Below are 12203 nucleotides of genomic sequence, written 5' to 3'. Positions count from 1 at the left end.
ACGCTGTTTGGCAAACTGACTCTCGAAGCCATCCCGTACCACGAGCCGATCATCGTCGGCGCGGTCGGCATGATGGTGCTGGGGGGGCTGGGCATCATTGGGCTGCTCACCTACTTCGGCAAGTGGAAGTACCTGTGGAACGAATGGGTCACGTCGGTCGATCACAAGAAGATCGGCATCATGTACGTGCTCGTCGCGCTCGTTATGCTGCTGCGTGGCTTTGCCGACGCCTTGATGATGCGTACGCAGCTCATGCTCGCGCACAACTCGCCGGGCATTCTCCCGCCGGAGCACTACGACCAGATCTTCACCGCCCACGGCGTGATCATGATCTTCTTCGTGGCGATGCCGTTCATGACGGGTCTCGTCAACCTCGTGGTGCCGCTGCAGATCGGCGCCCGCGACGTGGCATTCCCGTTCCTGAACACGCTCTCGTTCTGGCTGTTCGTGGCCGGCGCAGCGCTGGTGAACCTGTCGCTGGGCGTGGGTGAATTCGCGCGCACGGGCTGGCTGGCTTACCCGCCGCTCTCGGGCATTCAATACAGTCCGGGCGTGGGGGTGGATTACTACATCTGGGCCTTGCAGATCTCGGGTCTGGGGACGTTGCTCACGGGTGTGAACTTCGTCGTCACGATTCTGAAGATGCGTGCGCCGGGCATGAACCTGATGAAGATGCCGGTCTTCACGTGGACCTCGCTGTGCACGATGGTGCTGGTGTGCGCCGCGTTCCCGGTGCTGACGGTGACGCTGGCGCTGCTCTCGCTCGACCGCTACCTCGACTTCCATTTCTTTACGAATGAGTTGGGCGGCAATCCGATGATGTACATCAACCTGATCTGGATCTGGGGTCACCCGGAGGTGTACATCCTGATTCTGCCGGCGTTCGGTATGTTCTCGGAGATCATCTCGACGTTTTCGGGCAAGAAGCTGTTCGGCTACAAGTCGATGGTGTACGCCACGGCCGCGATCATGGTGCTGTCGTTCCTCGTGTGGGCGCACCACTTCTTCACGATGGGCTCGGGTGCCAACGTGAACGCGTTCTTCGGTATCGCGACGATGATCATCTCGATCCCGACCGGCGTGAAGATCTTCAACTGGCTTTTCACGATGTACCGCGGTCGCGTACAAATGACCGTGCCGGTGCTGTGGACGCTGGGCTTCATCGTCACGTTCGTGATCGGTGGCATGACGGGCGTGCTGCTGGCCGTGCCGGGCGCCGACTTCGTGCTGCACAACTCGCTGTTCCTGATTGCTCACTTCCACAACGTGATCATCGGTGGCGTGCTGTTCGGTTACATCGCCGGGATGAACTACTGGTTCCCGAAGGCCTTCGGCTTCAAGCTCGACGAGCGTCTGGGCAAGGCAAGCTTCTGGTGCTGGCTGATCGGCTTCTACCTCGCGTTCATGCCGCTGTACGTGCTGGGCTTGATGGGCATGACCCGTCGCCTGAACCACTACGAAAACGCTGCGTGGCAGCCGTGGCTGATCGCCGCGTGGGTGGGGGCACTGTTCATCGCCGCCGGTATCGGTTTCCAGGTGCTGCAACTGGTCGTCTCGATCAAGAACCGCAAGGCGCTCGCCGACACGACGGGCGATCCCTGGAACGGCCGTACGCTGGAGTGGATGACGTCGTCGCCGCCGCAGTTCTACAACTTTGCCGAAGAGCCGCGCGTGCATGACATCGACGAGCTGGCCTATCGCAAGGCCCACGGCATCAAGGGCGATCTGAAGACGAGCTACGCACCGATCCACATGCCGAAGAATACCGGCGCCGGTTTCATCATCAGTGCGTTCTCGCTGGTGTTCGGTTTCGCGGCCATCTGGCACATCTGGTGGCTGGCCATCGTCGGCTTCGTCGGCATGATCGTGACCTTCATCTGCCGCAGCAACGACGATTCGATCGACTACTACGTGCAGTCGCCGGAAGTGGTGGCCATTGAAACGGCTCACCATCAGGCACTGGCCGCAGCAGCAAAGGCTTAATCATGACGAGCGAAGTTCTCAAACACTCTGGCGCGCATGCCGATGCGCATGCGCACGACCACGCGCACCACGACACCGGTGGCAACACGATCTTCGGTTTCTGGGTGTACCTGATGACCGACCTGGTGCTGTTCGCCGGCCTGTTCGCCACCTTTGCGGTGTTGCGTGACTCGTCTGCGGGCGGCCCGACGGGCAAGGAACTGTTCGACCTGAAGTTCGTGCTGGTCGAAACGTTCATCCTGTTGTTCTCGTCGATCACCTATGGCTTTGCCATGGTCGGGCTGCACAACGGCAAGAAGAGCACGGTACTGGGCTGGCTGGCGGTGACCTGGTTGCTGGGTGCCGGGTTTATCGCGATGGAACTGTATGAGTTCCACCATCTGATTCTGGAAGGTGCGGGCCCGAACCGTAGCGGTTTCCTGTCGTCGTTCTTCGCCCTGGTGGGCACCCACGGTCTGCACGTGGCCTCGGGCCTGCTGTGGATGGCCGTGCTGATGTTCCAGATCGGCAAGAAGGGTCTGAACTCGACCACCACCACGCGCCTGCAATGCCTGTCGCTGTTCTGGCACTTCTTGGACGTGGTGTGGATTGGCGTGTTCACGGTCGTGTACCTGATGGGAGCGATGTAAATGAGCAATACGAAATCGGTGCAATCGCACGGCCACGACGCTGGCCACAATGCGGCCGGGGGTAGCCACGGCAGCGTGAAGTCGTACCTGATCGGCTTCGTGCTCGCGGTGATCCTCACGGTCGTGCCGTTCAAGCTGGTGATGGATGGCACGATGCCGCCGTCGACAGTGCTGCCGCTGATTCTCGGCGCGGCCCTCGTGCAGATCATCGTCCATCTGATCTACTTCCTGCACATGGACCGTTCGTCGGAACAGCGCTGGAACGTGATGGCCTTCGCGTTCACGATCCTGATCGTGTCCATCGTGCTGGTCGGCTCGCTGTGGATCATGCACAACGCCAACACACTGATGATGCCGGGGATGTAAGGCTTCTTCAGAACTTGTCTGCGTTACTTCGGGCAAGTGAGAGAAAGGCGGCGCCGGTTTCCGGGCCGCCTTTTTCTTTTTTGGGGCGCTTTGGAGGGGCGACCTTCCAGCCGATTTCCGAGCCGACTCGCTAACCTGTTTCGGTGAATGATTCGACGCGTTGCCGGGCGGCACGGGCTTGTGCGTGCCGTTTGGCGCCTCAGTACGCAAAAAAGGCAGTTCGAGTCATCGAACCGCCTTTTTTGCTCACACCTTCCCGATCCGTCGACACCGCCCGCTCATTCACCCCCAACGCCCCCGCAATCCCCCATACCCGCGACGCTTGCCGGTACCCTGACTGCGCTCCACTTTAAAGTCGCTCCGTCAGGGCACCGGCAAGCGTCGCTCACGCATCCTGTCATTCCAGCCCCCGTCGCCTCATCGGTGTCGTCACATCGTTTGCGCTGACGGAGCGGGACGGGGCACTGGCGAGCGTCGTTCAAGCCTGCTGTCGACCCCCACCGGGGTTGTACGATGGGTGTCGTCGCATCGCTTTCGTTGACGTATCGGGTTGGGGGCCGCCCGCGGTGCGACTTAACAGGCATTGGAGTGCCGCGGGCGGCCCCCAACCCGATTTGCCGCTAACGTTGGAAGCGACCGGGCGCATCAGGACATACGGGCGCAACACGGAGCTACGAGGCGCTACGAGGCACTACAAGACACCACGAACCGATATCAAGCCCACGAAGCTCTATCCGTGCGACGCCGCCTTGTCATCCGGCGGCGTATCCGACGTCGGCGCGGCGAGGATCACCCCGGGCCGCACCGGCAGATCCGGACGAATCCCCAGCAGCGGCAACGCCTGCGATGCAATCTCCGCAAACGCCGGTCCCGCCGCCTGACCACCAAAGTGCTGCGACGCCTTCGGCTCATCCACCGATACCGCAATCACCAGGCGCGGTGCCGACAACGGCGCGATCCCCACGAACGATGCCCGATACTTCGAGTGATCGTATCCGTGCGCGCCCGCCTTGTAAGCCGTGCCGGTCTTGCCGCCAATGCTGTAACCGGCCACCTGCGCCGTCGTGGCCGTCCCGCCCGTATCGACCACGCCCGCCAGCATCTGACGCATTTCGGCCGCCGTGTGCGCGTCGATCACCCGCACGCCCTCGGGCTGCACCGGCGTATCCGGCTTGATGATGGTGATGGGCACGAGCACGCCATCGTTGGCAAAGATCGTGTACGCGCGCGCCAACTGGAACAGCGACGCCGAGATCCCGTAACCGTACGCCATCGTCGCCTGCTCGATCCGCCGCCACGATTTGTACGGACGCAAACGCCCCGATACCGCCCCCGGGAACCCCAGCTTCGGCTGCTGACCCAGTCCGATCTCGGTGAACATGTCCCACATTTCCTCCGCCCGCAACATCGTCGATACCTTGGTCATGCCGATGTTGCTCGACTTCTGAATGACACCCGCCGCCGTCAACACGCCATTCGCGCTGTCGTCGCTGATGGTCGCGCCTTCGAAGACGTATCGCCCGGGCCCCGTGTCGATGAGCGTGGTCGGCGTGAGCCGATGCAGGTCCAACGCCAGCGCCATGGTGAACGGCTTGAGAATCGAGCCCGGTTCGAAGACATCCGTGAAGACGCGGTTGCGCAATTGCTCGCCCGTCAAATGGGCCCGGTCGTTCGGGTTGTAGGTCGGCAAGTTGGCCAGCGCCAGCACCTGACCGGACTTGGCATCGATGACGACCGCCATCGCCGCTTTCGCCCCCGTGCGTTCCAGCGCATTCTTCAACGCCTCGTAGGCGATGTACTGCACACGTGTATCCAGCGTCAGGCGAATGTCCTTGCCGTCTCGCGGAGGGCTGGAATCGTCGAGGTCCTGAATGGTCCGGCCGATGCGGTCCTTGATGACGCGTCGCACGCCGGCCTTGCCCTCGAGCAAGGGCTCCTCGCCCAGCTCCATGCCCTCCTGGCCCTTGTCTTCGACATTGGTGAAGCCCACCACATGCGCCGCGACTTCGCCTTCGGGGTAGAAGCGCTTGTATTCGCTGCTTTCGTACACGCCGGGGATGCCCAGGACTTCCATCTGTTTGCCGATCTCCGGCGAGACCTGACGCTTCACATAGACGAACTTCTTCTCGCCGATGAGCTTGGCGCGCAGCTCCTTCGCGGGAATGTCGAGCAGTTTGCTGGCCTTCTGCAGGGCACTGTCGGACAGGTCGTCCGGCACCTCGGCCGGTACCGCCCAGATGGTGCGCATCGGCAGGCTGGTCGCGAGTACGCGGCCGTCGCGATCCTCGATCTTGCCGCGCACCGCAGGCATGACAATGGTGTGCTCGTACCGCTTTTCGCCCTGCGCGATATAGAAACTATTGCCCGGGCCGGCAATCCAGAACGCTCGTGCGACCAGTCCGATGAACGCGAGGGTGATCGTGATGACGACGAACTTGGAGCGCCACATCGACATGCGCGACTGCAATACCGGACTGGAAGCGAACGTAACGTCCTTGGGCTGGCGATTCTTTTGCATGGCGCTCGCGGGGCGGTGAGAGGCGTGAACAGCAATGAGCCCGTCGACAAACTCTGGCTCAGATTCTAGGCGAGATAGCGTAGCACGCAAGTGACTGTTGTAATAGCGCAAAGGCCCCGTCAGACGGGGCTTTCCGGGATTTTTTCGACGGCATGGTCGCCGCCTCTCGAATCGGTGTCGGCAGATAAAACCGGGCGCGGAATGTCTCGCGACATCGCCCTGCGCGCGGCGCACGCCGTGGCGTCACTTTCCCGCGCCGAACCGAACGTCGCCGTACCAGGCGTGCGCGCTGGCGTGCGTGTTGTCGCTGTCGGTAAAGATGCCATAGCCGAGCAGCTTGCCCGGCTTCTCCCGGTAGATGCGTTCGTAGTCCGCCGCCACGTTGCGCGAGAACGTTTGCCACTTGCCGAGCGACGCATTGCCGCCCGCCACCACGAGCATCTGCACCCGATCGGTGTGCGGGTTCTGGATGACGCCGCCCGGCGCGGCATCGTTGGACCAGATATACATCAGCGTGGCATAGGGCAGGTCTTTGCCCCCCGCCTTGGCCAGCGCCATGGCCGCCCGATCGCCGAACGGCAGCGACGATGTGTTGCCGTCGAAGAAAAACACCAGCCGCGCCGGCGAATCCTCCTTGTCGCCCACCCGGTTGTCGGCGCCCGGGATCGCCTGGTCGACTCTCCAGCGCCATGACACGACGGGCGTCACGCTCAGGTCGACGCCGTCGCCCTGAGCCATGAGCGCCGAGGCAGAGTCGACCGAAGTGGCCTCGATGACGTTGCGCCCGCCATCGACGACGACGGCGTAGGTGGTGAGTTTCTTCCCGCTCACGACCGGCAGGTTTCGCCATCCGGATGGCAAGGCACTGCCCGGCGCGGCTTTTGAGAAGAGAAGGGCCTCCGGGGCAGGATCGGCCGCCCGTGCCACCGCCGCGCTCAGGCCGACGGCCACGGCTGTCAGCGCGCCCACGAGCACACGCGTCCCCGCGCGCAGGGGGCCATCACGTCGACACGTCGGGACCCACGCGTGCGCGAGTCGCCCAAGCGGCCCAAGCAAAGCAGAGTGGGATGCGGCCAACTCGGGGACGATCGACATGGAGCCTCCAACGGATTCGGTGGCAACGCAATGCGTCCATCATCCCAGATTCTGCGTGAGGCGGTCCGACAGAAGGGCGGGCGAATCCTGAAGCGTCTTGCGCCGCAACGGCGGACGATGCTCGCTTTTCCGACATCCAGGAGGCGCCGACATGCCATTCGTTTCCCATGCAGCATCCCACCCGGCGAATCCGTTCCTGCGCCTGGCCAACGAGGCAGTGAACTGCCTGCATGACGGGGTCCGCGGCGATTTCGCAGGCGCATCCGCGTGTTTGCGAGACAGCGGGCTGCACCACCTGCTCAACGACGCATGGCAGAGCGCGTGCCTGGGGTATCAGCGACACGGCGCAGCACTCACCGGGGCCGCTGAGGTGACGTTCGCCTGTGCGCTAAGCGCCGTCACGGTGGGCGCCACGTGCCGATATCTTTGGCCCGAGCTGCGCGCGCTGGAGCGCGCCTGCACCGCGGGCGAGGGCGCGCTGCGCGAGTGGGCGCTCGACACCGATGCGCAACTGCGGCGTCGGACCGTGGAGGAAGTCACGGCCATGCGCCAGTGTCTGGCGGCATTCGACGCAACGCAGACCGCCGCCCATCCCCTGCCACCCACTGCGGTTTCGCAACGCGCCAGCGCAACGACGCGCCGCAAGTTCGCGGAACTGCGCATCGCGGAATCGCTGATTCTGCATCTCGCCGACGCGCCGCAAGCGAGCTTGGCGCAAAGCGACCGAGTCATCGGGCTTTGCCAGTTACTGGCCCATGGCCTGGGTTTCCGGCTGCCCGGCGCCGTCCGGCGCGCGCTCAACCTGAGCGACGACCGTCCTTCGCTGATCCTTGATGATGCTGTCTTCGCGCTGCTGCGCGAACGTCTCGAACCCGATTGGCGACACGATGCCGAGGGCTCGCCGACCTTCAGCGTTCATCCGGTCGACGTGCAACTGTTCGATCCGTTGGAGACGACTGACGATCTCTCGGACGACACGCGAGACGCCCGCGCGATGCTGACCCATCCGGAGGCCCTGCGGCGCGTTCGATCCCGCGTGGTCGCGCTGTTCGCCGCCAGCGTACGCGCTGACTGCGGCGGTGATGGCGACTGGCGAAATCTCGCCGTGCGCGCGCTGAATACCGCCGCGCAGCGCGGGCTGACCTGTGAGCGCGTTCTTGACGCCATCGGCGTCGCGACACGCGCGAGTATCAGCGCGCGCTTCGCTTGGCGCTGGACCGACGAACCGGTGCCGCAGGCGGGAGAGGTCGTCGTTCCGGCGATCCCGATAGACGTTGCCCCCTGGATTGCCCGCTTGATGATGGTGGCCGGAACACCCGGGCGGCGTTCCCCATGCCCACCCCGTCTTGCGGCGCTGGCACGCGGCGATACGCCCGCGTCGCTGGTGATCGGGTCCACCGACTGGATGCACCTGGTCGACGGGATCGGCGCGTTGGGCCGTGATCACTGGCACGCGTCGTACGCGCAAGTGCGCGAGGCGGGCAGGGGGTGACGTAAGCGGCGGGCGCGACCGCTGCCGCTACAGGTACGCCCCACCGAGCAAACCCGCGATGCTGCCCGCAGCGAGCCACCACAGCGGATGCACGCGCGTGCGGATCGCGAGCACCGCCACGGCCGCCGTGATCCCGCCGAGCCACCACGATGTCGCCGACGCTTCGACGATCAGGGCCGCACTCGCGGCAACGAGTCCCGCCGTCATCGGCACCAGACCAGCCTGCACAAGGCGACGCCATGGCCGGTCCTTGAAGCGCTCCCACAGGTGCAACACGCCGATCGTGATGAGCGATGACGGCCCGAACTTCGCGAGCGATGTCACGAGCATGCCCTGCCAGCCGGCCACGTGCCATCCGACGAGCGGCACGATCATGAGGTTCGGGCCGGGCGCCGCCTGCCCCAGCGCAAACAGTGCGCTGAATTGTTCAGACGTCATCCAGTGATGCAGATCGACGACCTGACGCTCCATCTCCGGCAGGATGGTATTGCCGCCGCCGAAGGCCAGCACGGACAACTGCGAGAAGATGAGCGCGAGCGAGACGAGTGTGCCGGTCATTGCGACACCCGCCACGTGGCGTAAAGGGAGATCGGTGTCATCACCAGCATGGTGAGCACGAGCGGCACGCGCAGCACCGCGATGGCGATGAAACACGCCGCCGCCACCGCGGCAAGCACCACGGACTTGCGCAGCGGCCACGAGACTTTCCAGGCGATCTGGATCAACAGCCCGGCGGCGGCCGCTGCGAGTCCGGCGAAGAGATGACGCACGTGCGGGTCGTGCTGAAAATGCTGATAGATCGTGCCCAGCGCGATCACCACCGCCGACGGCACGGCGATCAAGCCGAGGATCGATGCGAGCGCACCACGCCACCCATGAAAGCGCATGCCGAGCGCGACGGACAGATTGATGATGTTGCCGCCGGGCAGAAATTGGCACAGCCCGAGCAAGTCGGTGAATTCGGCGGGCGTGATCCATCGATGCTTCTCGACGATCATCCGACGCGCCAACGGCAGCGCTCCGCCGAACGCGGTCATGCCAAGGCCAAGGAAGCCCAGGAACAAGGCACGAATGCTTGGGGCGTCAGCAACTGGCGGTGCCGGCGTTGTGGCGGGCGCGCCGGAGGCGGCAGGCGCGGAGGGGGCCGGAAGGCTCATGACGGGTTCGATCTGAAAACGGGACTGCGGTGGGGGACGCAAGACAGAGGGCCATCGAAGGACGGACAGCACCGATGCCGCGGGGAACCCCTTGAGCGTAGGCGGATTGCGCTATATTGTCCAATATATGGAAGTGACTTGAATCATATCGAATCAATATGGCAAATATCGACGTGCGGTTATTGCGCTACTTCATTGCGGTGGCTGAAACGGGGCACATGACGCGCGCGGCCGAGCGTCTGGGCATCGGACAACCGCCGCTCTCGCAGCAGATCCGGGTGCTGGAAAGCCAGCTCGGCGTGACGCTCTTCGAGCGCCTGCCGCGCGGCATGGCGCTCACCGACGCCGGCCAGGCGTTTCTTGGCGACGCGTACGAGGTCGTGCGCAAACTCGATCAGGCGGTCGACGACGTGCGCCGCGTCGCGGCCGGCATCAAGGGACGGCTGTCGGTAGGCCTGACCAGTTCCGCAGCACTGCACCCGTTCGTGCCGACGGTGATTCGTACCTTCCGAAGCGATGCGCCAGCCGTCTCGCTGATGCTCGACGAGAGCAGTACAAGCGAGCTGCTCGACGGCCTGCGCGACGGGCAACTGGACGTTGCATTCGTACGCCAGCCGCAGGGGGATACCGCGCAGATTGTCTTCGTGCCGGTGCTCGAAGAGCCGATGGTGCTCGCGGTCCCGTCGGCGCATCCGCTGGCCCTGACGGGGCGGGCGGGCAGAGCCGCCGTGCCGATGACGGCCATTGCCACGCAGAAGCTGATTTTGTATCGGCGCCGCACCGGGCAGGGGCTGTACGACGCCATCATCGCGGCGTGCCATGGCGCAGGCTTCAGTCCGAACATCGAGCAGGAAGCACCGCGTCTGCTGACGACGCTCTCGCTCGTCGCGGCCGGGTTGGGCGTGTCGGTCGTGCCCGCATCGCTCATGCGCATGCAGGTGGAAGGTATCGTCTACCGGCCGCTTGCGCCCGCGCCACGTGCACCGTTGTTTTGCGCCCACCGCGAAGGCGTGCTCGCCGGGCCGGCGGCGCGACTGCTCTATCACGTGCGCGAGGCCGCGCAGTCGATCGCAGCCGGATGAGGGGGGAAGTCGGAAGAGGCTTGATGCCGTGGGGGGCAGCAACGACGCACACTCAGGCCGTCGTGCCCCCCTTTTGCGTGAGCAACGCCTCGATATGCCCGTGCAGTCCCACGTCGCTCCATTCCAGTTCGCCCATGCGCCAGAAGCGCGCGTTGCCCGCGCGATCGACGAGATAGGTGGCCGGCAGGCCGAGCGATCCGAAACGCTTGTAGACGGCACCGTCGGCGTCGAGCAGCACGGTGCCGTCGATGGGAAGTTTGTCGAGGAACGGCTTGACTGTCGCCAGGGGTTCCTTGTAATTCACCGCGACCAGCGCGAGGCCGCGCTGACGGTATCGACGGGCCACCTCGCCCATCGCCGGAATCTCCTCGCGGCAGGGGCCGCACCACGTGGCCCAGAAGTTGAGGATGACCACGCGCCCACGCCATTCGGACAAGGCGTGCGGCCGGCCGTCGAGTCCATCGAGCGTAAAGGCGGGCGTGGCCCCGCGCCACGCCGAGAGCGTGCCGCCGGACGTGCCCGCGAGCGCGCTGTCATCGACTTCCGCCGCCCCATTGACCGGCCCGGCGGCCCGCGCCGGTGCGCCGACACCCCCCAGCGCACCGGCTGTGCCGAGGGCGCCGAGGGTGTGAAGAAAATGACGGCGATGCATGGCGGTGCGCTCCTTCGTGATTGACGTCAGGCGTTGATTTCGCGGGCGTTCATGCGATAGCGGAAGGTGTCCGGATCGAGGCTGTCAAGCCGGGCGTGCGCCACTTCGCCATTCGGATACATGAGGAACGGCACGGTGCTCTCGCGCGCCGCGAGTGCTCCCGGGGCCTCCGGCAACGCAATATCCGCGCCGTGATTGAACGCGACCCAGTTCATTTCCCATTGGCCGAAGAGCATCGCACGCGCGGCCCGCACGCGCAGGTCGTCGATCGGCAGACCGCCGGCCACTTCTTCGAGCATGACCTTGCGCACGTCCGCCGGGTCGACCGGCACCCACCCGTAGCCGGCCGCGTAGAACTCGGCGCGGCAATGCTGCGCCCGCGTGACGTCACCCGCCTTGCCCAGACTGTTGAAGCCCCGCCGCGACGTCGCGACGCGCACGCCATAGGCATCGCGGGCGGGGATGCCGACCGAGCGCGCGAGTGCGGTGAAGAGGGCGTTGATGTCGGCACATTTGCCCGCAAGGTTGCCGGTGGTGAGCATGTAGCGCACGTCGCCCGTGCCACAGCCGCGCACAGTGCCTTCGCGCCGGCAGTTTTCCACGATCCACTGATAGATGGCGCGCGCCTTTGCCACATCGCCCGTCTCGCCGCGCGTGATCTTCTCGGCCGTCTCGCGCACCAGGCCGTCGGTCGGCTGGAGCGCTGTCGGCTGGAGATACTGACGCAGCACCTCCGGCGATTCGCGCGGGGCGTTGGCCGAGGGCGGCTGCGACAAGTCAACGGATCGATCGCGCGTGGTAAAGGTATTCACCAGCGTGACGGTGCGCGTGTCCTGAGCCGCCCCCTCGGGCCATGCCACTGCGAGCATCGGCACACCGATGCCCGATGCGCCATGCACCATGCGCAACGCGGCATTCGCGCCCGGGGCCTCCCAGCGCGTGCCAAGGGCATGCTGGTAGGTACCGGACGGCGATATCGCCACCGGCAGCCAGACATTCGCCGGGCCTCTCGTGGCGGGCAAGTCGACGCGCGTGGTCAGCTCGAACGTACGCCAGCCGTCGGCCGGGCCCGGCGACGGCGAGTCCGTCGACGCGGCCTGGGCCGCGGCGGGAACGAGCGAAGTGGACAGAACGGAAGCGGGCAGGGCGAAGGCGCCCAGCGAGAGGAAGCGGCGGCGTTGCATGGTGGGGTCCCCTTAGGCGTCAGCGCTCACGGCGCGTAGTGGTTA

11 protein-coding genes are annotated in these 12203 nt (G+C 65.1%); 5 read left to right on the top strand and 6 right to left on the bottom strand.

All coding sequences use genetic code 11. The features are described 5' to 3' along the window. Positions 1 to 3 precede the first annotated feature (3 nt). Genes cyoB through PCE31106_RS23995 form a run of 3 tightly spaced genes read left to right on the top strand, consistent with a single transcriptional unit; the run spans position 4 to position 2978 of the window. Positions 4 to 1983 carry a cytochrome o ubiquinol oxidase subunit I gene (gene cyoB, locus PCE31106_RS12075; RefSeq protein WP_026132005.1) on the top strand — a complete coding sequence of 660 codons (1980 nt, stop codon included), beginning with the start codon at positions 4 to 6 and terminating at the stop codon, positions 1981 to 1983. A 2-nt stretch (positions 1984 to 1985) separates the two neighbouring features. Further along, positions 1986 to 2612, top strand: coding sequence for a cytochrome o ubiquinol oxidase subunit III (locus PCE31106_RS24000; RefSeq protein WP_017234270.1), 627 nt, complete (start codon positions 1986 to 1988; stop codon positions 2610 to 2612). Continuing rightward, on the top strand, positions 2613 to 2978 hold the full coding sequence (locus PCE31106_RS23995) for a cytochrome o ubiquinol oxidase subunit IV (protein WP_017234269.1): 366 nt from the start codon (positions 2613 to 2615) through the stop codon (positions 2976 to 2978). Positions 2979 to 3708: 730 nt separating this feature from the next. Here the strand turns inward: PCE31106_RS23995 and PCE31106_RS12065 are convergent. Then, complete coding sequence (locus tag PCE31106_RS12065) at positions 3709 to 5496, bottom strand: peptidoglycan D,D-transpeptidase FtsI family protein (protein WP_017234268.1); 1788 nt, start codon at positions 5494 to 5496, stop codon at positions 3709 to 3711. A 243-nt stretch (positions 5497 to 5739) separates the two neighbouring features. Continuing rightward, entirely contained in the window at positions 5740 to 6471 is a 732-nt protein-coding gene (locus PCE31106_RS12060; protein ID WP_254440999.1) for a DUF3047 domain-containing protein, read from the bottom strand. Positions 6472 to 6742: 271 nt separating this feature from the next. Here PCE31106_RS12060 and PCE31106_RS12055 point away from each other — a divergent pair, with 271 nt between their 5' ends. Next, positions 6743 to 8083, top strand: a complete 1341-nt coding sequence (locus tag PCE31106_RS12055; RefSeq protein ID WP_150563412.1) for a hypothetical protein — start codon at positions 6743 to 6745, stop codon at positions 8081 to 8083. Between the two features lie 27 nt (positions 8084 to 8110). On the opposite strand, the gene PCE31106_RS12050 is transcribed toward PCE31106_RS12055, so the two are convergent. After that, complete coding sequence (locus PCE31106_RS12050) at positions 8111 to 8641, bottom strand: chromate transporter (RefSeq protein WP_017234266.1); 531 nt, start codon at positions 8639 to 8641, stop codon at positions 8111 to 8113. Further along, a complete protein-coding gene (locus tag PCE31106_RS12045; protein ID WP_174975139.1) occupies positions 8638 to 9240 on the bottom strand; it encodes a chromate transporter in 603 nt (200 codons plus the stop codon). The genes PCE31106_RS12050 and PCE31106_RS12045 overlap by 4 nt, the downstream gene beginning before the upstream one ends. Positions 9241 to 9398: 158 nt before the next feature. Here PCE31106_RS12045 and PCE31106_RS12040 point away from each other — a divergent pair, with 158 nt between their 5' ends. Further along, positions 9399 to 10322: a LysR family transcriptional regulator gene (locus PCE31106_RS12040; RefSeq protein WP_150563411.1), complete on the top strand. Its 924-nt coding sequence runs from the start codon at positions 9399 to 9401 to the stop codon at positions 10320 to 10322. Positions 10323 to 10374: 52 nt separating this feature from the next. Here PCE31106_RS12040 and PCE31106_RS12035 read toward each other — a convergent pair whose 3' ends face one another. Continuing rightward, entirely contained in the window at positions 10375 to 10974 is a 600-nt protein-coding gene (locus PCE31106_RS12035; protein ID WP_017234263.1) for a TlpA family protein disulfide reductase, read from the bottom strand. A gap of 26 nt (positions 10975 to 11000) precedes the next feature. Continuing rightward, positions 11001 to 12158, bottom strand: coding sequence for a transglutaminase-like domain-containing protein (locus tag PCE31106_RS12030; protein WP_150563410.1), 1158 nt, complete (start codon positions 12156 to 12158; stop codon positions 11001 to 11003). Between the last annotated feature and the right edge of the window lie 45 nt (positions 12159 to 12203).

The sequence above is a fragment of the Pandoraea cepalis genome, from assembly GCF_902459665.1.
GTDB classification, from domain to species: Bacteria; Pseudomonadota; Gammaproteobacteria; order Burkholderiales; family Burkholderiaceae; genus Pandoraea; species Pandoraea cepalis.
This window is presented reverse-complemented; position numbering and strand designations above follow the sequence as displayed.